The 22,111-nt window shown below is 71.1% G+C and carries 22 protein-coding genes; 8 read left to right on the top strand and 14 right to left on the bottom strand.

Annotated elements, in window-relative coordinates:
- Positions 1-10: 10 nt before the first annotated feature.
- From ACWC9R_RS27680 to ACWC9R_RS27660, 5 genes are all read right to left on the bottom strand, one after another.
- Positions 11-1,090, bottom strand: coding sequence for a polyprenyl synthetase family protein (locus ACWC9R_RS27680; protein ID WP_450735512.1), 1,080 nt, complete (start codon positions 1,088-1,090; stop codon positions 11-13).
- A 510-nt stretch (positions 1,091-1,600) separates the two neighbouring features.
- Positions 1,601-2,464: an ABC transporter permease gene (locus ACWC9R_RS27675; protein WP_450735510.1), complete on the bottom strand. Its 864-nt coding sequence runs from the start codon at positions 2,462-2,464 to the stop codon at positions 1,601-1,603.
- Entirely contained in the window at positions 2,424-3,518 is a 1,095-nt protein-coding gene (locus tag ACWC9R_RS27670) for an ATP-binding cassette domain-containing protein (RefSeq protein WP_450735508.1), read from the bottom strand. Before ACWC9R_RS27670 ends, ACWC9R_RS27675 begins: the two co-directional genes overlap by 41 nt.
- A 155-nt stretch (positions 3,519-3,673) precedes the next feature.
- Positions 3,674-5,236, bottom strand: coding sequence for a PTS ascorbate transporter subunit IIC (locus ACWC9R_RS27665; protein WP_450735506.1), 1,563 nt, complete (start codon positions 5,234-5,236; stop codon positions 3,674-3,676).
- Between the two features lie 63 nt (positions 5,237-5,299).
- Positions 5,300-6,091 carry a PTS sugar transporter subunit IIA gene (locus ACWC9R_RS27660; RefSeq protein ID WP_450735504.1) on the bottom strand — a complete coding sequence of 264 codons (792 nt, stop codon included), beginning with the start codon at positions 6,089-6,091 and terminating at the stop codon, positions 5,300-5,302.
- Positions 6,092-6,288: 197 nt separating this feature from the next.
- On the opposite strand from ACWC9R_RS27660, the gene ACWC9R_RS27655 reads away from it, so the two are divergent.
- Together ACWC9R_RS27655 and ACWC9R_RS27650 are read left to right on the top strand one after the other, a co-directional pair.
- Positions 6,289-7,380 (top strand): hypothetical protein, encoded by a 1,092-nt coding sequence (locus tag ACWC9R_RS27655; RefSeq protein ID WP_450735502.1) that lies wholly within the window; start codon positions 6,289-6,291, stop codon positions 7,378-7,380.
- Positions 7,381-7,426: 46 nt separating this feature from the next.
- On the top strand, positions 7,427-7,960 hold the full coding sequence (locus ACWC9R_RS27650) for a hypothetical protein (protein WP_450735501.1): 534 nt from the start codon (positions 7,427-7,429) through the stop codon (positions 7,958-7,960).
- Positions 7,961-8,008: 48 nt separating this feature from the next.
- Here ACWC9R_RS27650 and ACWC9R_RS27645 read toward each other — a convergent pair whose 3' ends face one another.
- Positions 8,009-9,199: a PP2C family protein-serine/threonine phosphatase gene (locus tag ACWC9R_RS27645; protein WP_450735500.1), complete on the bottom strand. Its 1,191-nt coding sequence runs from the start codon at positions 9,197-9,199 to the stop codon at positions 8,009-8,011.
- Positions 9,200-9,332: 133 nt separating this feature from the next.
- A complete protein-coding gene (locus tag ACWC9R_RS27640; protein WP_450735498.1) occupies positions 9,333-10,256 on the bottom strand; it encodes a LysR family transcriptional regulator in 924 nt (307 codons plus the stop codon).
- A gap of 74 nt (positions 10,257-10,330) precedes the next feature.
- Between ACWC9R_RS27640 and ACWC9R_RS27635 the strand changes: the two genes are divergently transcribed.
- The gene (locus ACWC9R_RS27635) at positions 10,331-11,293 is read left to right on the top strand and encodes a DMT family transporter (protein ID WP_450735497.1); all 963 of its coding nucleotides are present in this window, start codon (positions 10,331-10,333) and stop codon (positions 11,291-11,293) included.
- Positions 11,294-11,389: 96 nt separating this feature from the next.
- Here ACWC9R_RS27635 and ACWC9R_RS27630 read toward each other — a convergent pair whose 3' ends face one another.
- Complete coding sequence (locus tag ACWC9R_RS27630) at positions 11,390-11,896, bottom strand: DinB family protein (RefSeq protein WP_450735495.1); 507 nt, start codon at positions 11,894-11,896, stop codon at positions 11,390-11,392.
- Positions 11,897-12,022: 126 nt separating this feature from the next.
- Here ACWC9R_RS27630 and ACWC9R_RS27625 point away from each other — a divergent pair, with 126 nt between their 5' ends.
- Together ACWC9R_RS27625 and ACWC9R_RS27620 are read left to right on the top strand one after the other, a co-directional pair.
- Entirely contained in the window at positions 12,023-12,613 is a 591-nt protein-coding gene (locus ACWC9R_RS27625; RefSeq protein ID WP_450735493.1) for a helix-turn-helix domain-containing protein, read from the top strand.
- Positions 12,614-12,813: 200 nt separating this feature from the next.
- Positions 12,814-13,764, top strand: a complete 951-nt coding sequence (locus ACWC9R_RS27620; protein WP_450735491.1) for a DMT family transporter — start codon at positions 12,814-12,816, stop codon at positions 13,762-13,764.
- A 52-nt stretch (positions 13,765-13,816) separates the two neighbouring features.
- Here ACWC9R_RS27620 and ACWC9R_RS27615 read toward each other — a convergent pair whose 3' ends face one another.
- Positions 13,817-14,044, bottom strand: coding sequence for a DUF5133 domain-containing protein (locus ACWC9R_RS27615; RefSeq protein WP_362607305.1), 228 nt, complete (start codon positions 14,042-14,044; stop codon positions 13,817-13,819).
- A 136-nt stretch (positions 14,045-14,180) separates the two neighbouring features.
- Positions 14,181-15,044, bottom strand: a complete 864-nt coding sequence (locus tag ACWC9R_RS27610) for an RNA polymerase sigma factor SigF (protein WP_450735489.1) — start codon at positions 15,042-15,044, stop codon at positions 14,181-14,183.
- A 379-nt stretch (positions 15,045-15,423) separates the two neighbouring features.
- On the opposite strand from ACWC9R_RS27610, the gene ACWC9R_RS27605 reads away from it, so the two are divergent.
- Both ACWC9R_RS27605 and ACWC9R_RS27600 read left to right on the top strand, forming a co-directional pair.
- Complete coding sequence (locus ACWC9R_RS27605; RefSeq protein ID WP_362607307.1) at positions 15,424-15,594, top strand: hydrophobic protein; 171 nt, start codon at positions 15,424-15,426, stop codon at positions 15,592-15,594.
- Between the two features lie 262 nt (positions 15,595-15,856).
- On the top strand, positions 15,857-16,030 hold the full coding sequence (locus ACWC9R_RS27600; RefSeq protein WP_450735487.1) for a CsbD family protein: 174 nt from the start codon (positions 15,857-15,859) through the stop codon (positions 16,028-16,030).
- A gap of 213 nt (positions 16,031-16,243) precedes the next feature.
- Here the strand turns inward: ACWC9R_RS27600 and ACWC9R_RS27595 are convergent, their stop codons facing one another.
- Entirely contained in the window at positions 16,244-17,443 is a 1,200-nt protein-coding gene (locus ACWC9R_RS27595; protein ID WP_450735485.1) for an aromatic acid exporter family protein, read from the bottom strand.
- 130 nt (positions 17,444-17,573) lie between these two features.
- Entirely contained in the window at positions 17,574-18,470 is an 897-nt protein-coding gene (locus ACWC9R_RS27590; protein ID WP_450735483.1) for a SigB/SigF/SigG family RNA polymerase sigma factor, read from the bottom strand.
- Between the two features lie 336 nt (positions 18,471-18,806).
- Between ACWC9R_RS27590 and ACWC9R_RS27585 the strand changes: the two genes are divergently transcribed.
- Positions 18,807-19,136, top strand: coding sequence for an STAS domain-containing protein (locus tag ACWC9R_RS27585; RefSeq protein WP_450735481.1), 330 nt, complete (start codon positions 18,807-18,809; stop codon positions 19,134-19,136).
- A gap of 238 nt (positions 19,137-19,374) precedes the next feature.
- On the opposite strand, the gene ACWC9R_RS27580 is transcribed toward ACWC9R_RS27585, so the two are convergent.
- Positions 19,375-19,923 (bottom strand): ferritin-like domain-containing protein, encoded by a 549-nt coding sequence (locus ACWC9R_RS27580; protein ID WP_450735479.1) that lies wholly within the window; start codon positions 19,921-19,923, stop codon positions 19,375-19,377.
- Positions 19,924-20,073: 150 nt separating this feature from the next.
- Positions 20,074-21,948 carry a glycoside hydrolase family 15 protein gene (locus ACWC9R_RS27575; RefSeq protein ID WP_450735477.1) on the bottom strand — a complete coding sequence of 625 codons (1,875 nt, stop codon included), beginning with the start codon at positions 21,946-21,948 and terminating at the stop codon, positions 20,074-20,076.
- Positions 21,949-22,111 lie beyond the last annotated feature (163 nt).

The following is a 22,111-nucleotide window of genomic DNA, read 5'->3' as shown; positions in this document are numbered from 1 at the left end:
CCGCGTGAGGTCAGAGGTCCCGGCGGGTGATCAGGCCGGCGAGCGCGGTGAGGGCGCGGGTGCCGTGGGGAGTGGCCTCGGCGGTGGCCAGCCGGCCGAGCGCCGCGGTCCGCTGCCGTTCGGCCTCCTCCTGTGCCCAGCGCCTGCCACCGGCCTCCTCGATCAGCCGGGCGGCCGTACGGATCTCGGCGTCGCCCAGGGGCTCCGTACGGTGGTAGAGCCCGGCGAGCCGGTCGCCGGCCGGGGTGGCGCTGCGCAGGGCCGCGACGACGGGCAGGCTCTTCTTCCGTGACCGGAGGTCCGAACCGACCGGCTTTCCGGTGACGGCGGTGTCGCCCCAGATACCCAGCAGGTCGTCGACGAGCTGGAAGGCGAGGCCGAGGTGGCGGCCGAACTCCCGCAGGGCGTCCACCCGTTCCGCCCCGGCACCCGCGGCGAGGGCGCCGAGCGCGCAGGAAGCGGCGAGCAGGGACGCCGTCTTGCCGGCCGCCATGTCCAGGCACTCGTCCAGCCCCACGTCCGCCCGGTCCTCGAAGACGAGGTCGGCCCCCTGGCCGGCGACCAGGGCGAGCAGGGCCCCGGAGAGCTCCTGTACGGCCTCGGGGCACCGCTGGGGAAAACGGTGCGCGAGGGTGTCGACGGCGACGGCCAGGAGGGCGTCGCCCGCCAGGATCGCCTGTGTGGTGCCGAACAACGACCACGCCGTACGGCGGCCCCGGCGCATGGGGTCGCCGTCCATGAGGTCGTCGTGCACGACCGAGAAGTTGTGGACGAGTTCCACCGCCGCGGCGGGCGCCACCGCCTCCTCGGCCGCCACCCCGAAGGCCTGCGCCGCGGCCAGTACCAGGGCCGCGCGTACGCCCTTGCCGCCCGCCCCGTTCGCCGGCCGGCCGCGCTCGTCCGACCAGCCGAAGTGGTAGCCGGCGACCGAGCGGGCCGGTTCGGCGAGGCGGTCCACCGCTTTGCGGAGTTCCGGCTCGGTCAGCTCCCGGGCCGTTTTGAGGAGGCGCCAGGCATCAGGGGCGGCGGAATTCCCGGGGGCGGCGGAGCCGGGCCGTACGCCTGCCGGTCTTCCCTCTCTCGTGGTCACTGGTCCACCTTCATGAGGCTCGCCTCCAAGTACTCGTCCGGCCGTATTCCTCGTCGCCTGCCACGGGGCGACAGCGCTTGGTGCTCGGGACAGGTCTCCAGAAGGTCCCGCTCTTCGCGAGGAACAGCCTGGTCTCGGTCGAGGTGGCGGCACGGACGAAATCCAGCGCCCGGCGTGCGTCCAGACCTCGATGATGCTCCACGATATGGACCGGATTGTGGACCTCGCCCAGCGCGCTCCTTTGTCGGCGAAAACACGTCGTCGGTCCAGCAGACGGCGTTGCACGCCGCGTCGAGCACCGTCGGCCGTGAGCGGCGCACCGGGACAGGACTGCAACCACTGCACCCCACCGCCGACTTCTCGCCTCCGGTCTCTGCGCATTCCCTGGGCGCCGGGCGAAGCGCGGACCGGACAGCTGATGTTCGCCACCGGGCCGACTCCCTGGTCGAGTTCGCGGGACTTCCTCGACGCCGGTCCCGCTCCCGTACGCGTCCCGAAAACCCCACCCCCTCAACGGGCCAGACGCCCCAGCAGGGAGGCGGCGGCCGCGATGCCCAGTGCGGCGGCGACCACCAGGACGGTGAAGTCGAGGGCCAGATGGGCGTGGGTGCCCAGGAGGAGGCCGCGGAGAGCGTCGACCTGGTAGCTGAGGGGGTTCATCATGCTGACCGTCTGGAGCCAGGCGGGCATGATGGCCACCGGGTAGAGGGCGTTGGAGGCGAAGAAGAGCGGCATGGTGATGGCCTGGCCGACGCCCATCAGACGGTCCCGGGTGAGCACGATTCCGGCGATCGTCATGGACAGGCAGGAGAAGAACGCCGAGCCGAGGATCACGGCGACGGCGACCGCGAGCAGCCGGAGGGGGTTCCAGGTCATGGCCACCCCTAGCAGCGCGGCGATGACGATCACCACCACGGCCTGGACGATCGCCTTCACCCCGGCCGCGAAGGCCTTGCCGGCGATCAGGGCGGACCGCGGGGTCGGGGTGACCAGCAGTTTGGTGAGGATGCCGGCGTCCCGCTCCCAGATGATCATGATGCCGTAGAAGATCGCGACGAACATCGCGGACTGGGCGATGATGCCGGGCGCCAGATAGTCGATGTACGGGGTGCCGCCGGTCGGGATGGCCTTGAGGCGGGTGAAGGTCTCACCGAAGACCAGCAGCCACAGGGCGGGCTGGACGGCGCGGGTGTACAGCTCGGTGCGGTCGTGGCGCAGCTTCTGCAGTTCGACGACGCACATCGCGACGACCCGGGCGGCCGGCACCCGCCAGCCGGTGCGGGCGCGCGGCGGTACCAGCAGCAGGTCCAGCCGGCCGGGGCCGGTGGCGGGGTCAGCCGACCCGGTTGGCGGTGCGGCGGGTGCTTCGGACATCGCGGAAGTCTCCTGACTGCTCGTCGAGGCCGCTGCCGGCGACGTCCCGGAAGACGTCCTCCAGGGTCGGCGCGGCGTCGTCCGGGCGCGATGGGACCGACGGCGGAGAGGAAGAGGAGGAGGGAGTGGCGGGCGCGGGCGGGGCCGGGGCGTCGGCCGGGGTGGCGGTGCCCGGGGTGTGCGGCGCCGGGTGCGGGGGCGCCGCGGCCCGGGCGGCGCGGCGGGCGCGCAGGGCGGACCGCAGCTCTTCGGGGGTGCCGAGGGCGCGAATCCGGCCCTGGTGCATCAGGGCGAGACGGTCGCAGTACTGGTCGGCCTCGTCCATGTAGTGCGTGGTCACCAGGACGGTCATCCCGGTGGCGGCCCGTACGGCGTTGATGTGTTCCCAGACGCTGGTGCGGGCGATCGGGTCGAGGCCGATCGTCGGCTCGTCGAGCATCAGCAGCCGGGGCGCGCTGACCAGGGCCTGGGCGAGTTCGAGACGGCGGATCATGCCGCCGGAGTACGTCTGGGCGAGCCGGCCGGCCGCGTCGGTGAGGCCGACCGCCGCCAGCGCCTGGGCGACGCGGGCGGCACGCTCGCGGCGGGAGACGTCGAAGACCCGGGCGAACAGCGCGACGTTCTCCCGGCCGGTCAGCCCGGCGTCCGCGGACAGTTGCTGCGGGACGTACCCGAGCAGCCGGCGCACCGCCATCCGCTCCTTCGCCGCGTCATGCCCGAAGACGCGCACCATGCCGGCGGGGACGGGCAGCAGGGTGGTGATACAGCGGATCGCGGTGGTCTTGCCCGCGCCGTTCGGGCCCAATAGGCCGAAGACCTCGCCGGGCCGGACAGCGAGGTCGACGCCGTCCACGGCCTTGGTCTCGCCGAAGGAGTAGCGCAGGGCGCGGCAGGTCACCGCGTCGGGAGCGGGCGGGTACGGGCCGGGGGCTCCGGGTGCGGCCGCGTACGGGCCGGGCCCGTCGGGAGTGCGGGCGGGCGGGGAGGGGGGCCGTTCGTCCGACCCCGCGGGGCCGGTCAGCCGTTCCCGTCCGCCCTCGTCGTCGGTGGTCATGTGCCCTCCGGATCAGCCGCTGGACACCGGCGCCCGTCCTCAGCGGGCGGGGTGGGACTCCCTGCGGGCATGCTCCGATTTTAGGTCCGGGGAGGACCCGCGGACCGGGACGCGCGGGGCGGGGTATCGAACGGCCCACCCGGGAGCGCCCCCGGTCAGCCCGCCTCAGGAGGGGGCGGCGGAACCGGCGCCCCCGGTGGTGGGGCGATCTTCGGGTGGGTCCGGCCCGCCGCCGTGGCCGTGCCGCCCGGTGCGGGTGTCGCGCGCGGCAGGACGGCGTCGCGGCGGGCGCCCGGGTCCCAGCCGGTGTCCACGACGCGCTTCTGGAAGAGGACCGCGGCACCGAGCAGGACGGCACCGATCGCCAGTATCGCGATGCTGCCTCCGGTGGCGCCCGCCTTGGCGGCGTTGCCGATCAGGGTGCCGAACCAGCCGAAGTCGGCGTCGCCGAAGGTGGTGTTCTCCTTGCCGAACGCGCCGAGCACCTCGATCAGCAGCGCGGGCAGGAGCGTGATCAGCACACCGTTCAGGAAGGCACCGACGACCGCACCGCGCCGGCCGCCGGTGGCGTTGCCGTAGACACCGGCCGCGCCGCCCGTGAAGAAGTGCGGTACGAGTCCCGGCAGGACGAGCGCGAGGCCGAACGCCGGATGGCCCACCCAGGTGAGCAGCGCGAGACCGGCCAGGCCGCCGAGGAAGCTGGCGAGGAAGCCGATGAGCACGGCGTTCTGCGCGTACGGGAAGACGATCGGGGCGTCGAGCGACGGCACCGCGCCCGGTACGAGCCGGCCGGCGATGCCCTGGAACGCCGGGACCAGCTCGCCCAGGATCGTCCGGACGCCGAAGAGGATCACCGCGACCGCGATGCCGAACTGGAGGCCCTGCATGACGGACTGCATGACGTAGTTGCCGAGGCCGGTGGCGGCGCTGCCGCCGTCGGCAGCGAACGCCTTGAACGCCGTCGCGCGGCCCGCCCTGGCCAGATAGGCCAGCGACATGAGGACGTAGAGCAGCACCATGGACAGTGCCGTGGCGACCATCGAGTCCCGCAGGAAGCGCAGGCCCTCGGGCAGTTTCATGTCCTCGGTACTGCGGCTGCGCCGGCCGACGAGCTGTCCGGCGGCGCCCGCCAGGACGTAGCCGGTGGTGCCGAAGTGGCCGATGGCGATGCTGTCGTTGCCGGTGACGCGCCTGGTCCAGGGGTGCGCGAAGGCGGGCAGCGCCACCAGGAGGACACCCAGCAGCAGTCCGCCGACGACCACCACGCTCACCGCTGACCGGCCGGAGGTCGCCAGGACCATCGTCAGCAGGGTCGCCATGAACAGCATGTGGTGGCCCGTCAGGAAGACATAGCGCAGCGGGGTGAAGCGGGCCAGCAGCAGGGCGACGGCGAAGCCGAGGATCATCAGCCAGGCGACCCGGGCGCCGAACTGCGCCTGGGCGATGCCGACGATCGCCTCATTGGTGGGAATCACGCCGTGGGCGCCGGTCGTCCCCTGGATCATGCCGCCCAGCGGGCCGAGGGAGCTGACCACCAGGCCCGCGCCGGCGCCGATCAGCAGAAAGCCCAGCGTGGCCTTGAGGGCCCCGCCGACGACCTGGCCCGTGGACTTCTTCAGCGCGATCAGACCGGCCGCCGTGATCAGGCCGATCAGATACGCGGGTTGGCTGAGGATCTCGTTCACGAGAAACGTGGCCAGGGATATGAGCCAGTCCATGGTGGTGTCCGTCCTCCCGGCTCGGTGGATGGGGCGTGGGGTGTCGGGGGCGGGCGCCGCCGCTCAGACGTCGTAGGTGGCGCGGAGTGCGCGGTCGATCTCGACGGCGCTGGTGAAGTCCTCGACGACGGTGACCGGTATGCCGACCTCGCCCAGCGTCCTGGCGATCTCCCGGGAGGTGAGGATCGCGACGGCCTCGGCGGCCTTGCCCTTGGCCGAGATGGTGTCGGTCGCCTCCACGGTCACATGGCGGGCCCAGCCCCAGCGGTCGAGTACCTGCTCCAGGGTGTTCTTGAGGAAGAGGCTGGTGCCCACGCCGTTGCCGCAGACCGTGAGGATCTTGTGGACGGCCGGCCCGCCGTGCGGCCGCTCGCCGCGCTCCCCCGCCGTCTCGCCGCGCTCCCCGGTTTCCCCCGCGAGCACCGCGTGCAGCGCCTCCGGGTCGGCCGCCTCCCACAGGGTCCGCTCCGTGGCCGGATCGGCGAGCAGTCTCGCGAGGGCCGCCATCGCCGCCGTGTGCGCCCCGGAGTCCGCGGCGGCCAGTGCCACCACGAGCCGCACCGGGTCATGCGCCTCGTGGCCGAACTCCACCGGCGCTTCCAGGCGGACCCACGACAGCCCGGTGCGGAGCACGGCGGGCGAGGGGCGGGCGTGGGCGAAGGCGAAGCCGGGCGCGATGACGAAGTACGGCCCGTTCTCCTCGGCGTTGCGGATCATCTCCGTCGTATAGGTGCCGGTGGCGGCGCCCGTCTCCACCAGGAGCCCGCCCGCCGTCCGTACCGCCTCCCGCCAGTCCGCCACAGGGACGTCGAGGCGTACGGCCGCCACGGGGAGAAGATCACTCAGCGCTGCCATGGCAGGGGACTCTACATATCCGCAGGTGATCGGCACACCGGTGCGGAACAAAGAATTCCGGGAGATCCCCGCGCCGCCGCGCTCCCCGCACAACTGCCGTTATCCACAACGGCCTTGACAGTCACTTGTGGGCGGAGAAGCCTGTTTCTTCCGGCGGTTGCCGGATGTCGGGGGATACCGGGGGAATCGGGGGACTCATGGTGAAGCACACGCCTGCGCGCACCACGGCGGGGACATCGGCGGACACGGGCGGGAAGTCGCCGGACACGGGCAGGGCATCGGGGCCCGTGCGGCCCCGCGCCGGGGCCGTCACCCGCCGGACGGCGCGGTTACGGACGGCGCGCGGGACGGGACGGGCCGCCGCGATCGGGGCGGCGGCCCTCGCCCTGACACTGCCGCTGGCGGCCTGCTCTTCGGACCGGGCGAGCGGCGATCCGGCGGGCGGCTCCAGCAGCGCGGCGGCCGGCGCGGCGCCCTCTCCCAGCCCCACACCGACCGTCGACCCCGCCACCTACCGCCACGCGCTGACCGGCGCCCTCGGCCCCCTCGACGGCGCACTGCGCACGGTCGACGGGGCGCATGAGGGCGGGGCCCTCGACAGGGCGCTGGACACCGCCGCGACCAGGGCCGAGGCCGCCGCCGACGCACTGCAGTCGGCCGCCACACCGGACAACGCGATCTCGGGCAACGGTCAACTCGCCACCGCCCTACGGGCCTTGAGCCAGGATCTGCGGAGCGCCCGCGGCAGCGGCGGCCGCTGCGCCAGCTCACCCCGGGTCGGACTCGACACGGCCCATGGCCCGCAGAGCGTCAGGGAGGCCACCCGCGCGCTCAAGGCCCTCGGCTACGACGCCTCACTGCGGCTGCCGCGTACGGAGCGGGCCAAGCACCGGCGGCTGGCGAACGGCGCCTTCGTACGCGACGGCAGCCGGGGCGGCCTGGGCCGGCTGACCGTGAACAACGGCACCAGCTCCGACGCGGTGGTGACGCTGACCCGCGGCGGCCGGACGGCGTTCTCCGTGTACGTCCGCAAGGGCTCGAAGGCGACCGTCCGCAGCGTCAACAGCGGTTCGTACACGGTGTACTTCACCACCGGTGAGGACTGGAACGGCGCGAAGGACTCCTTCACCCGCGGGTGCAGCTTCGAGAAGTTCGACGACAGGGCGAACTTCCGGACGGTGCGGGTGACCGGCGGGACCCAGTACACGGTGCTGACCTTCACCCTGAACAAGGTGGTCGGCGGCAACGCCTCCACGAGCACGGTGCCGCCCGGCGAGTTCCCGTCGTAGTGGGCGGCCGCCGGTGCGCCGGAGCCGCTCGGTAGTGTGGCGCCGCGTGGGCGACAGCACGGTATGGACTCTGGCGATCGCGGCGGTGACCGGTGGCACGGCGGTGCTCGCCAGTTGGGTCACCAGCCGCGGCAGCACCCGGGCCGCCAGGGTGCAGGCGGAGATCGCCGCGCGCTCGCAGCGTGCCGAGCGGCTGCGGGAGAGCCGCCGCACCGCCTATCTGGACCTGATCGAACAGACCCACCGGATGGGCGAGTTGTTCTGGGAGATCTCCAGCGTGCTGCGGCTCCCCCGCTCCGAGGCGCGTACCTCCGCACTGGGCGCCCTCCAGGACCGGGAGGTCGCCGAGTACGCGAAGATCCGGCGCTGCGCCCGGGTCGTCGAACTGGAGGGCCCGCCCTCGGCGGCCGCACCGGCCCTCGCCCTCCAGAAGGCGACCCGCCCCTTCTACACCGCCCTCCGCTCCGACCTGACCGGCGGCCCCGAGGGCCACGAGGCCTTCGACGCCGCCTACCGCCCCTTCTGGCGCGCCCTGGAGGAGTTCGTGGACGCGGCGCGGGACGCCCATCAGCGGGACTGAACCCCGCGGAGAGCATCAGGCCGGACGCCCGGCCCGCGCACGCCTCGCCTAGGCGCCGTCGTCGTAGGGCGCCAGGGCGAGCAGGGCGACATCGTCGTGGAAGACCCGGGTGTGGCGGGGCAGATCGGTGTTGAGGAAGTCGATGACATCGGCGGGCCCGGGGGCGGCCCGGTCGGCGAAGCGGTGCCGGAGCCGGTCGAGGAGGGGATAGAAGGCGCCGTTCTGGTCGCGGGCCTCGATCAGGCCGTCGGTGCACAGGAGCAGGACGTCTCCGCGGGTGAAGGGGTGGGTGTAGGCGACGGGTTCCTCGTCGGCCAGGGCCCCCAGGCCGAGCGGGAGGGCGGGCGGCCCGATGAGCGGCGTCACCTCACCGCGGGAGATCAGGACCGGCTCGATGTGCCCGTGGTTGATGATCGTCACCCGGTGGGCGGCGGCGTCGTACTCGACCAGGACGGCGGTGACGAACAGCTCGTCGTCCGGGAGCTCTTCGGCCTCACGGGCCATCCGCCGTTCCATACGGGCCGCCACGGCCGGCAGGCCCCCGGGGAGGTGGACCGCCTCACGGAAGCTGCCGAGGATGTCGGCGACCGTGCGGACGGCCTGGAGCCCCTTGCCGCGGACGTCGCCGATGACGGCACGCTCACCGGACGCGGTGGCCCGGATGTCGTAGAGGTCGCCGCCGACCATGGTGCCGACCTCGCCGGACCGGTACAGCCCGGCCGCGAGAAGGTGACCGGCCCGGTGCGGCACCGGCCGCAGCAGGGTCCGCATCAGCGCTTCGGCGACCGAGTGGGCCCGCACCAGGTGCCGCTCCTGGCGCCGCCGGTGGGCGGCCAGCGCCACTCCGAGCACACCGACCAGGCCGGTGGCGACATACGCGGCGACATGGTGGTTCTCCCACAGCGCATGGACGTTGTGGCCGGTGCAGCACGGCGTCCCGGCCAGCACCCCCTCCAGGGCGACCGCGAACACCGTGGCCACCGCCACCAGGACCGGACCGAAACTGTAGGCGGCGATCACCGGCAGGGCGATGAGCAGGAAGCTCACCGCCCACGGCGTGGGGGTGACGGTCTCCAGCAGCAGGACGAACACCACGTAGGCGACCGGCAGCCAGCGCATCCACGCGGGCGGCCGGGGCACTTCGAACCCCCTGTTGTCGACGCCCTCCGCGAGCCGGCCGCCCGGGTGCCCGCGGTCCCGTCCGGGCCACACCCGGCTCCACCCACCCGATCCGTCCACACGGGCTCCTGACGTGTGATCAAGAGCCACAGCCTGACGCGGCCAAACAGACCAGCCCGGTCATTACGCCGTCAGCGGCATGTCCCGCCCCTCAGGGCACAGATCTCGCCACCGGGTACCGGGACGGCCGGTGTCACCCGTCCTCCCGCTCCGGACGGACCTCCCCGGCGGTCTCCCGATGGGCCTCCACGGCGGCGACGCAGGCGCGTACGGGCGGGCTCTCGGCGCGGGTGAGCCAGGCGGCCCGGATCTCGCGGCGCAGCGCGGGGCGGGTGGCCAGGAACCGTACGCCGGGCGCCTGCCGGCCGGACATCGCGGGGACGAGGGCCGCGGCGAGGTTCCGGGCGACCAGGGCGAGTTGGGTGGTGTGCTCGGCGAGGAGATAGCGGATGTCGGGTTCGACGCCACGGCTGCGCAGGGCCTGGACGAGGGCTTCGTGGGGCGCGGTGCCCGGGGGACAGCAGGCCCACGGCGTGCCCGCCAGGTCGGCCAGGTCGACGGTCCCGCGCTCGCCGAGCGGATGCCGCTCGGACAGGGCGACCCGGACGTCCTCCCTGACCAGGGTCCGCAGGGTCACGCCCGCGGGGGCGGCGACCGGGCGGTCTGCCCAGCTCTCGATCAGCAGCAGGTCGAGTTCGCCGTGGAGCAGCCGGGGCAGCAGATCGACGGTCTCCCCGTCGACCACGGTCGGGGTGAGCCGGGGGTGGTCGACGGTGAGGCCGGCCAGCGCGTCGGGCAGCAGGGCACGGACGGCGCTGCCCACACCGCCGATCCGCAGCGGGCCCAGCACCTCGCGCCCGAGGTCGGCCAAGTCGCTCTGTGCGACGGAGAGTTGGGCGAGAAGCCGGTCGGCGTGGCCGGCCAGGACCCGGCCGGCGTGGGTGAGGCGGACGGTGCGCCCGTGCGGCTCCAGGAGGACGTGCCCGGCTTCGCGCTCCAGTTTGGCCAGTTGCTGCGACACCCCTGAGGGGGTCATGTGCAGCGCAGGGGCGGCCTGGGCGATCGAACCGTGGGCGGCCACCGCGGCGAGGGCACGAAGCCTGTCCAGTCCGAACACCTTACGGATGCTACCGATTACCGCCGTTGAATCAACGCTTTTTGTCATGAATCCCGCCGGGCACAGTGGTCTTCATGACGGTGCAGGAGAGACGGTCGTCCGCACGCCCGGACGCGAACGGCGCACGGCGGGAGGGCGGTTCCACGGCCCGCCCGGTGATGGCGGTCATCGCGGGATCGGCCTGTATCTCGGCCTCGGCGGTGTTCATGAAGCTCTCGGGGACGAACGCGGGGACGGCGGCGTTTCTGCGCTGTGCGCTCGCCCTGTTCGTCCTGGTGCCGCTCGCCGCACGGGAGGAACGCAGGGTGGGCGCCCGGCCGCTGCGCTACCGCGCGATGGACCTCGGGGCCGGGGTACTGCTCGGTGTCGACATGGTGTTCTGGGCGGCCGCGGTGCGCACCCTCGGCGCCTCGGTCGCCACGGTGCTGCTGAACCTCCAGGTCGTGGTCTTCCCGCTGCTCGCCCGGCTGGTGTCGGGCACCCGGCTCTCCAGGCGCTTCGTGCTGCTGGCCCCGCTGATGCTGACGGGTGTCGCCCTGGCGAGCGGCGCGATCGGGCGTCCGGCGCCGGGCAGCGACCCGGTCGCCGGTGTGACGTTCGGGGCCGTGGCGGGCGTGACGTATGCGGGGTATCTGTTCCTGATGCGGCTCGGCGGGGGCCGGGAGCACACCGTCTCGCCGGTGTGCTCCTCGACCGCGGCGGCCGCCGTGGCGGCGGCGGTACTGGGCGGCCTGTGGACGGGCATCGACCTCGACCCGGGCTGGCCCGCGTGGGGTTGGCTGCTCGCCCTGTCCCTGGTGGGCCAGGTCCTGGCCTGGCTCCTGATCACCACCGCCCTGCCCCGGCTGGCGCCGCACGCCGGCGCCGCGCTGCTGCTCCTGCAGCCGGTACTGGCATTCGCCCTGGGCCTCGCCATCGGCGAACGCCCGACCCCGACCCAGACCGGCGGCTGCGCCCTGGTGGTCGCCGCGGTCTGGTACCAGAGCCGCGCCTCCCGGGGGACGGGGCCGAAAGCCCGGCGCCCACGGGCGGGTTGAGTCTTCCGTGCGGGGAGGGGGCGGATCGGGCGTCATCCGCGCGGCAGACGGATCGGGGTCATCCGCGCGCCCCGTCACCCCGCGCCGCCGCCACCGTCATCTCCCCACGGAGCCGTCGGCCTGCTCACGGAGGATGTCGGCATGGCCCGCGTGCCGGGCGGTCTCCTCGATCATGTGCACCAGGACCCACCGCATCGACCGCACCGCACCGGCCTTCCCCGCGGCCCGCGCGCACGGACGGCGCAGGTCGTCACAGCGCTCGACGATCTCGTTGGACCGCTCGATCGCGGCACGATAGGCGGCGAGGAGCCGCTCGGCCCCGTCCCCCTCGGCAAGCTCCATGCTCAGGTCCGGAGGCGCGGCGCCGGAGCCCTCGAAGGCCCACTCGAACCAGTAGACCTCCGCCGCGGTCAGATGCTTGACCAGCCCGAGGACGCTGGTGCCGGACGGCACCCCCGGCGCCCGTCCCCGCGCGTCCGCGAGCCCCTGCGTCTTCGCCGTCACCCCGTCCCGCACATAGTTCAGGAACGCCAGCAGCGTGGACTTCTCATCGGACTCGACGCCGGGAGGGCCGGTGTCGCGGTGCGCGGGAGTGGTGGTCACCGGGGCACCGTAGCCCGACGGCCGGCGGTCCACACCCGAATTGCGGCACGGTGCTCCGGCAACGGCGCCTGGACCAGGCCGCAGGAGGTGATCAGGCGTCCCGGGCCGCGGCATTAGGATGCGGGCATGGCTGCCGCGGACCCCTCCACCCCTCCCGCGCGGGACCCGGAGCTCGGATTCCCGCCGCCCGGTGAGGTGCTGCACCGGCTCCGTACGCAGAAGGGGATGTCGCTTCGCCAAGTGGCGGCGGAGTGCGGCCTGTCGGTGTCCTTCCTCGCCGCTCTGGAGCGCGGGGAGACCGATATCGCGCTGGAGCGGCTCGGGCGTCTGGCCAAGGTGTTCGACCACGATGTCGGCTCGTTCCTGGGGTTCTCCCGAGGGCGGGCCACCCCCTCGGTCTTCCCCCGGGAGAAGCAGGAGGTCCTGAACCGGGCGCCGGGCGTCGTCTACCGGGTGCTGCGCTCCCCGGAGCTCGGGTATCAGGTGGTGACGGGGGACTTCGCACCGCACAGCGGACTCACCGAGGACCTTCAGCACGAGGGCTCCGATCTCATCATGGCGACGCGGGGCACTCTGGTGGCCCGGTACAACGGGCGGGATCACGAGCTGCGCGCCGGGGACTGCATCCAGTGGTCGGCCGGTCATCCGCATACCTTCCGCAATGACACCGACGAGCCGGCCCAGATGATCGCCGTACTGTTCTCCAGCCTCTACTGAGGCTTCTCATACTCCCCCCAACTGCCCTGCGGACCACGGTCCGTGGGGCTCTTCTGTCGTCCGGGGCCGGACTGCCGTTTCACGGCCGCAGCCATGACCAGCTCCGCGCATCCCCGGGCACAAAACCGTCGTAGTGAACGATATTTTGCCCTACCGTGCAGTTTATCGAACACCCCGCGACGACAAAGGGAGTATCAGCCGTGACCAGTCCCCCCACCCCGCCGCTCGTGAACGCCGACCGGTCCGCGCCCCGGAGCGCTGTGCCGGACACCGCCGTACGGCCCGCGGGACGCTTCGCCGAACTGCCCGCCCGTGTGGCCCTCGTGGTCGTCTGGAGTTCGGGTTTCCTCTCCGGCATGCTCGGCCTGCGGTACGCGGCGCCCTACACCTTCGCGGCGTTACGTTTCACCCTGGCCGGGCTGGTACTGCTGGCCGTCGCCGGAATCCGCCGTCGGCGACTGCCCCGGGGGCGCCGGCTGCTGCATCTGGCCGTCGCCGGAGTGCTCGTCCAGGCCGTGCAGTTCTCCAGCATCTACCGGGGAATGGACCTCGGGGTGCCGTCCGGGCTCGCGGCCCTGATCATCGCCCTCTACCCGCTGACCGCCTCGCTGCTGGCGGTGCCGTTCCTCCATGAGCGGGTCTCGGCGGGCCAGTTGCTGGGCCTCGTCCTCGGGCTCGGCGGGGTGGCCCTGGCGGTCGCCGAGGGCATCCAGCTGTCCGCCGACTGCCTGCCGGGGCTGGGCTTCATCGCGCTGGGGCTGCTGGGCATCTCCCTCGGCACCGTCTACCAGAAGCGGTTCTGCGGAGAGATGGACGCGGTGAGCGGCAACGCCGTACAACTGCTGGCCGCCGCCCTGGTGGTGCTGGTGCCCGCGCTCCTCGTCGAGGGCTGGGACGTGCACCTCACCGCCGCGTTCGGGCCCGTGCTCCTGTGGAGCGCGCTGGTCAACTCCGTCGTCGGCGTCGGCCTGCTCTACCGCCTGCTTCGCCGCCATGGGACGAGCCAGGTCAGCAGCCTGTTCCAGCTGGTGCCGATGACCACGGCCGGACTCGGTGCGCTGCTGCTCGGACAGCGGCCGGGCCCGCTCACCCTCGGCGGGCTCGGACTCGCCATGGCCGGCACCCTCCTCGCCCACCGCGTCCGCCGCTGAACAGTCGGAGGCCCGTGTGGAGCAGCTCATGGACGCCGGCCGGCGCGACCGGTCAGCCCGTGACGAGGGAGTCGTCCAGGGTGCCGGCGCCGGGGAGGCGGTGGCGGGCGGCGATCAGTGCCGCGTCCACGTCGCGGGTGCCGGTGGAGACGCACAGGGTGTAGGCGATGTCGTCCATCCTGCGGCGCACCTCGGCCTTGCCCTGCCGCGCGTGCAGCAACTCCAGCGCTTCGTATTCCTGGACGAGTTCCCGCAGCACCGCAGGGTGGGCCATCAGCATCTTCCGGTTTCCTTCCCGCATGAAAAGGCGTCTGCCGTCGCGGATGCCCGGAACCGGCCGCCGCACACCTCGTAGGTCGCCGAGGCTGCGCGGCCGGTTCGACGGGCCCGCGGTCCCGCTCACCGCACCGGTGGTCTCACTTCTCGGTGAGCATCCCGGCGCGCAGCTTCGTCAGGGTCCGGGTGAGCAGCCGGGAGACATGCATCTGGGAGACGCCCAGCTCTTCACCGATCTGCGACTGGGTCATCTCCTGGCCGAAGCGCAGCTCGATGAGGCGCCGTTCCCGCGCGTTGAGCGTGTCGATCAGCGGGGCCAGCACCTGGAAGTCCTCGACGGCCTCCAGCGCCGGGTCGTTCTCGCCCAGGACGTCGACGAGGGTGCGGCGCTGCTCGGACGGGTCGGGGTCGGCGGGGGTGTCGAGGGAGCCGGCGGTGTAGCCGTTGGCGGCGACGATGCCCTCGATGACCTCGTCCTCGGACAGGTTGAGGTGGGCGGCCAGTTCGCGGACGGTGGGGTCGCGGTCGAGCTTGGCGGCGAGGTGCTCCTTGGCCTTGGCCAGGTCGCTGCGCAGCTCCTGAAGGCGGCGGGGCACATGCACCGCCCAGCCGGTGTCACGGAAGAACCGCTTGATCTCGCCCAGGATGTAGGGGACGGCGAAGGTGGAGAACTCCACCTCCCGCTCGATGTCGAAGCGGTCGATGGCCTTGATCAGGCCGATGGTGCCCACCTGGATGACGTCTTCCATGTCGTCGCCGCGATTGCGGTAGCGGCGGGCGACATAGCGCACCATCGACATGTTCATCTCGATGAGGGTGTTACGCGCGTACTGGTACTCGTGCGTGCCCTCTTCGAGGACCTGAAGGCGTGCGAAGAACTGCTTTGACAACTCCCGCGCGTCGCGAGGAGCCACCTTCTGGGGTTGCATCACCTCCGGCAGAACAGCAGGAGCCGGGGTCGCCTGTCGCTGCGCGGTGGTGGTCTCGCTCACGATGGTGGTCATCTCGCCTTCCCGCGCGCCCGGCACCCGCGGACGCTGCAGCGGGCCGCCTACCCCGATCCATCCACCCCATGCCTGGGACATGCCCACGGATTCAACAGCGCTGGGGGCGCGGACAGTTGCGGTCCCTTTCGGGGTGCCGTGCACGATGCTGCTCGGGTGGCAGTTCGCGATGCCTTTCGGTCGCGGAAATCCCTGGACAACGGTGCCACAGGGACCTCGTACGCCCCAAAGCCCGCACAGGGTGACTGTTTTCAGGGAATCAGCCCCGCTTTCCGGCGTCAGATCGAGTCGGCCGCACGCAGTTTCCCGCTTTTCCTCCGAAGAAACGTTGTGTGGGGGCCGCATGCCCGGGCACACGACTTCTCGGAGGTTGATAACTATGGTCCCCCTGATTCTCGTCCTTCTGCTCGCGCTGCTGCTCTTCGGTGCCGGATTCGCCCTGAAGGCACTCTGGTTTGTCGCAGTGGCCGTACTCGTCATATGGGCACTGGGATTCGTCATGCGTTCCGCGGGAGCCGGCGGTAAGCGCGGCCGGTGGTACCGCTGGTAGACACAGCAGCCCGTACATGCGGGAGGGTCCGGACACCATGGCGGTGTCCGGACCCTCCCGATTTTCTGTGTTCGCCGAGGCATCATCACCCCACGCGGGGAAACACGAGAGGTACGGCCCGGGGCGGGCGCTGTTCCCGCAGGGGACTCACCTCCATTACAGCGTCCGCTCCGGGTCACCCACGCTCCCCCGTATCCCGCTCCGCCGTTTGACAGCGCAATGCGGGGGCACACGCTTCAATGCCGCCAACGGAAGGACCACCATGAGTGCCAGCGAAAAGGCCAAGGCCCTCGCCGAGCAGGCCATCGGCAAGGTCAAGAAGGAAGCCGGCCGAGTCGTCGGAAACGAAAGCGCCACCGCCGAGGGCTCCGCGACGGAATCCAGGGGAGATCTCCGCGGGGCGAAGGAAAAGGTCAAGGACGCTTTCAAGCGCTGAGCGCGGAATAACTGGCCCGGACCGGAATAGGAGCCGGGCCAGAACCGATTCCGGCGCGCCGTCGGCGCGGGGAGGGGCCACCGTTATGGTGCGGTGGCCCCTCCCCCTTGTCTTGCTCGTCCGGTCCGCTCACGCGCGGGGCTTCACGCCGCGAGGCCGGGCCTTCACCCGTCGGCATCCCGGCGGCACACCGCCGGTCGCCACGGCAGGAGTTCAGGCGTCGACGTGATGCCGGAGCACGTCGCAGGTGTACTGGAACTCCTCCATCAGACGGGCGGCCTCGATGACCAGCACTCCATAGGGGCGGCCGGGGTCCGTGAGCGGCAGATCGTCCCGCTCCGCCCGTTCGGCCAGCTGCCGGCGGCAGTTCTGTGCCCGGTCGGCGAGTTCGCGGAGCCGGCGCACCTGGTCGCCGAGCCGATCCTCGTCGAGGTCCGCGAAGACGCGGGTGATCCGGGAGAGGGATTCCAGGAAGTCCGCGTAGCTCGCCAGAAAGGCGCCGTAACGGTAACGGTCCTCGTCCGCGCTCCACTTGTCGAGGCTCCGGGTCAGGGCGGTGAACTGGCGCAGGGTGCGTTCCAGCGCCTCCAGGACCGCGGCGTAACCCTGGAAGTCGGTGTGCGCACGGCGGCGGAAGATCCGGCGCGGGTTGTAGTGGAGGCTCTCCTGGGCCATCCGCAGCCCGGTCCGGGCCTGGGTGACCAGCTCTCCGGTCTGGTCGGCGCGCGAGCGCCAGCGGCCGGTGCGCTCCTCGTCGAGCCCCCGCTCACGCAACGCCGGATAGACGTCGCTCACCAGGTCGCACAGGGCGTGCGCCAGGGTGCGGATGCCGTGTTCGGCGCTGCGGTAGCGCAACGGCGGCAGCACGGTGACGTTCACGACGACGCCCACCCCGCATCCGATGAGGACCAGCAGGATGATCTGCCCCAGCTGGGTGACCTTGTCGAGGGCCGACGTGGCGGAGACATAGGTGGAGAAGGCGAAGAAGGCCGCGGTGGCCACCTGGGAGCCCTGGGAGCCGAGCGCCGGCCACCGGCCGATGGTGAGCGCCACCACCGCCACCAGGGCGAACGTCAGCACCTCGGGCCCGACGAGAAAACCCAGCGCGGCCTGCACCGCCACCCCCGCCACCACAGCGGCCACATAGCGCGAGGACTGCAACAGCGACTGGTAGACGGTCACTTGCATGATCAGCACGGCGGAGAACGGGGCGAACGCGGGCGACTGTGCGTTCAGGACGTGCGCGGAGATCACCCAGGCGATGGTCGCCGCCAGCGTGCCCTTGGCGATGAGCAGCACCGTGGTGCGCTCATGGCCCTCCGAGCCCAGCGCCCGTCCCCACCACCGCCGGACCCGGGCAACCCGGCCCGGGCGGGCCACCGGTGTCCGTCGCTCGCTGACTTCTGCTGCCATGCCGTCCCCTCGCCTGTCGCCCCGTCCGCACGTCGGCGGACCTTCCGGAGCCCGGTACCCGGCCGGGTCGGAACCATCCACGGCGAGGAGGAGCTGTGGTCCGGCTGACAGCTCTATGGGACCGCGTGGGTCACTTCTGGCCGAGCATGCCCTGGCGCAGCTGCTTGATGATGCGGGCGAGCAGTCGGGAGACATGCATCTGGGAGATGCCGAGCACCGCGCCGATCTGGGCCTGGGTCATCTCCCGGTCGAAGCGCAGATGGATGATCAGCCGGTCGCGCTCACCGAGCAGTTCCAGGAGTGAGGCCAGGGCGTACCGGTCCTCGACCTGCTCCGTGGCCGGGTCGGTGCTGCCGAGGATGTCGGCGAAGGCGGGTCCGCCGCCGGCCTGTGCCGCCTCGCTGTCGCCGGAGAGGTGCAGGGAGACGGCCGTGTAGCCGTTACCGGCCACGATTCCCTCGATGATCTCCTCTTCGGTGAGCTGCATGTGCTCGGCCAGCTCCCTGACGGTGGGTTCCCGGTCCAGGAGGGCCGAGAGATGTTCCATCGCCTGGGCCAGGTCGATGCGGAGTTCCTGGAGACGACGCGGGACATGGACGGCCCAGCTGGTGTCACGGAAGAACCGCTTGATCTCCCCGAGGATATGGGGAATGGCGAAGGCCGAGAACTCCGTCCGGCGGGAGAGATCGAACCGGTCGATGGCCTTGATGAGACCGATGGTGCCGACCTGGACGATGTCCTCCATCTGGTCACTGTGGCTTCTGTACCGCGACGCCACATAGCGCACCAACGACAGGTTCATCTCGACGAGCGTATTGCGCGCGTACTGATACTCGGGAGTTCCCTCCTCGGCCTCCGCGAGCCGCTCGAAGAACAGCGGCGACAGCGCCTTGGCGTCCTGCGGGGCCACACTCCCGGCATCCGCGATGCGCGGAAGCCCGGTGGAATATCTTCCGACCTTCGCTGACGGTCCGTCATAGCGGGCCGGCAGTTGTGTGTCGCATACGTCCTCGAAAACCGTGTTCATGCTCCACCTCCGGGATTCAGGTCGTTTGAACAGGCCTGTTTCCCGGCGTTGTGGCCCTTATGCGGATCGGCGGAACAATCACCCCGCTGAGTGGCGCAGCCGGTGGACCGGAGACATCCGTCCGCGGAATTCCTGAATAGTTCATGAGAAGTGCGACGGGCTCCTCGGCACTCGACGGAGGAGAACGAGGGCACCAGCGCCGGGACACCACTTCGGTGACCTGGTCGTGCGGGCCATACGGGGGACGGTCTTTGGGCCGGCCGAACAAGAGGCTGCCTAGAACCTGTGCCCGAAAGGCATGGCATGCTGTCGCCCATGTACGTTCACACACCGGCTGTGGTGACCCACGCTGTCGAGGACGACGTCTTCGCCGTCCGCGTCAGCGGGTCCCTCGATCACGACAGCGCCCCTCTCCTGGAAGAGGCCTGCGCGCTGGCGGAGGCTTCCGGTGCTCCACGTACCGTCGTCGATCTGTCGCTCACCGACTTCGCCGACTCCACGGTGCTGCACGTCCTGCTCGCCGCGCAGCGTGCCCACCACCGGCAGCAGCGCAAGCTGATCGTCGCCGGCCCGTTCCGCGAGGTCGTCCACCGGCTCTTCGATGTCACCGGCACCGCCGGGTACTTCACGCTGGCCGACGGCATGGCCGACGCCCTGGAGTCCTGAGGGTCCGCGCGCCGCACCCCCCGGCCTAGAGGAGCGCGCACCGCGCCCCGGCACCCTCGGGAACGCCGCCCCCACCGCCATGATCAGGCCAATTGCGCCGCCCGGCCGGGCACCGCTGCCGGACACCCACCCCGTTCGTCGGGTGCGGGGCGGGCCGGAGCGGTGACGCGGACGGCTCGGATGTGAGGCCCGGTCATGACGGTTCCGGGAGCAGCGCCTTGGCCGCGCGGCGGGTCCGTCAAACGGTCTTCTTCTCCTGCGGAATGCGTTCCAGCAGTCCCCGCAGATCGTCGGCGTGCTCTTCCTCCTGCGCCAGCAGCTCTTCGAAAACGCGTCGCGTCGTCGGGTCGCCGTCGCCCAGCCACTTCGCGATCTCCGTGTACGAGGCGATGGCGACGCGTTCGGCCACCAGATCTTCCTTGATCATCTCCAGCAGGTCGTCGCTGGCGTCATAACCGGCGTGCGCCCGCTGCGTCAGGGTTTCCGGGTTGAAGTCGGGCTTTCCGCCGAGCTGCACGATGCGCTGCGCCACCTTGTCGGCATGTTGCTGCTCCTCGGCGGCGTGTTCCAGGAACTCCGCGGCGACCGGCTCCGAATAGAGACCGGAAGCGGTGTAGTAGTGCCGCTTGTAGCGCAGTGTGCAGACGATTTCCGTGGCCAGCGCCTCGTTCAACACCTGCAGGACGCGCTCCAGGTCGGCTCCGTACGCCTCGGTGACCGGCCCCTTTTCCATCTCGCGGCGGGCGCGCTCGCGGAGGGTGGTGATGTCGGTGAGAAAGTCAGCCACGGTCTTTCTGCCCTTCGGTTTTCCTGGGGTGGACAGCGCTTCGCTCCGGAATTCGTGCCCCGGCGGCACCGCCGGTCAGTATGCCCGCTGCCCAGCGGACAACGGACACCATTCCGTCGCCCGTGCGGCGTTTTCCCGGGAAAGCACCGCTCAGCCCATGAAGTCGTTCAGGCTCGTGGCCGCGCTGATCAGCGCGAGATGGGTGAACGCCTGCGGGAAATTCCCCAGGTGTTCGCCCGTCATCCCGATCTGCTCGGCGTACAGACCGAGGTGATTGGCGTAGGTGAACATCTTCTCCAGCGCCACCCTGGCCTCCTCGATCCGCCCGGTGCGGGAAAGCGCCTCGACCCACCAGAACGAACAGATCGAGAAGGTTCCCTCCGTGCCGTCCAGGCCGTCGGGGGAAACCTTGGGGTCGTAGCGGAAGACGAGGCTGTCGGTGACGAGGTTCTCGCCGATGGCCTGGACGGTGGAGCGGAAGCGCGGGTCGTCCGGCGACAGGAACTTGACCATCGGCATCACGAGGAGCGAGGCATCCAGAATGTGCTCCGGCGGCTGCCCCTCCTCCTCGCTGAGGCGTTGGACGAAGGTCTGCTCCCGCGCGTTCCAGCCCTGTTCCATGATCTGGTGGTAGATCTTGTCGCGCTCTGCCATCCAGCGTTCCATATCAGCGGGCAGCCCGCGCTGCCGGGCCATTCTGATCATGCGCTCCACCGCCACCCAGCACATCAACCGTGAATAGGTGTGGTGCTGTTGACCGGCCCGGGTCTCCCATATTCCCGCGTCGGGACTGTCCCAGTGCTCCAGCAGCCAGTCGAGAATGCCGCACAGATCCCGCCAGCTGTCATGGGAAATGCCTGCTCCATGCTTGTTGAACAGATAGACGGAGTCGAAGAGTTCACCGTAGATGTCGAGCTGGAGCTGGCCGGCGGCGCCGTTCCCCACCCGGACCGGGGCCGATCCCCGGTAGCCGGCCCAGTGGTCGAGGACCTGCTCGGGCAGCTCGGCCACGCCGTCGATGGAGTACAGCACCCGTAGCGGCCCCCGGTCACCGTCCTGCGCCTCGCGCAGACACGAGGTCAGCCAGCTGATAAAGGCCTGCGCCTCACGGGTGAACCCCAGGCGCAGCAGGGCGTGCAGCGAGAAGGACGCGTCGCGTATCCAGACATAGCGATAGTCCCAGTTCCGTTCGCCGCCGAGTTGTTCGGGAAGTCCGAGGGTCGGCGCGGCGACCATGGCACCGGTGGGCTCGTGGGTCAGGAGTTTGAGGGTCAGCGCGGAGCGGTGCACCATTTCGCGCCAGCGGCCGGTATAGGTGGACTGGCTCAGCCACTGGCGCCAGAACCCTACGGTGGACCGAAACAGCTCCTCGGCGGCTCGGGTATCGACCAGATCGACGGACGGGTCGGCCTCGGACGGCTTCGTGGACTCCAGCACGAAGAGCGCGGAACCGCCTTCCGTCAGGTCGAATTCGCCGATGGCATCCGGCCCTTCGGGACGGAGGGTCACATTCGCCTGGAGCGAGAGATCCAGCGCCTCACTGGTGAAACGCACTCCGTGCGGCTGGGTCTCCACCTTGTGCGGGTCCCGGCCGTAATTCATCCGCGGTGCGACGACGGTGCGGAGACGCGAACTGCCGCGCACACTGACCACCCGCCGCACCAGACGCTGCCGGTGATTCCGGTCCCCCTCCGCCCGTATCGGCATGAAATCCTGGATCTCGACGATGCCGTTCTCGGTCAGCATCCGCGTCATGAGGATGTTGGTGTCGGGGAAGTAGTACTGCTGCCGTTTGGCGACGTCCGCGACGGGGCCGATCTGCCAGTGTCCGCCGTTCTCCGCGTCGAGCAGCGCCCCGAAAATGCTCGGCGAATCGAACCGCGGGGCGCAGAACCAACTGATCCGCCCGTCGGTGCCGACCAGCGCCGCGGTCCGCAGATCCCCGATCAGACCGTGCTCGGCAATGGGAAGATAACCGCCGTCCTCCCCCACGGCACCTTCCACCGGCTTTTGACGGTCATTCATACGCCACGCCCCCTGCACCACGTCGCCTGCCGTGCGGCCGGACCGCGACAGCACACCTGCGCCCGCGCCTAGGCAGTTTCGTTTGGATCATCTGGCTGACCAGAGGAAGATGCCTGCGATGTGGAGTCCGGCCAGGTAGATGGTTGCGGTCTTCTCGTAGCGG

The sequence above is a fragment of the Streptomyces sp. NPDC001219 genome (genome assembly GCF_053597915.1).
Note: the sequence above shows the minus strand (reverse complement) of the source record. Positions and strands in the feature narration are given on the sequence as shown.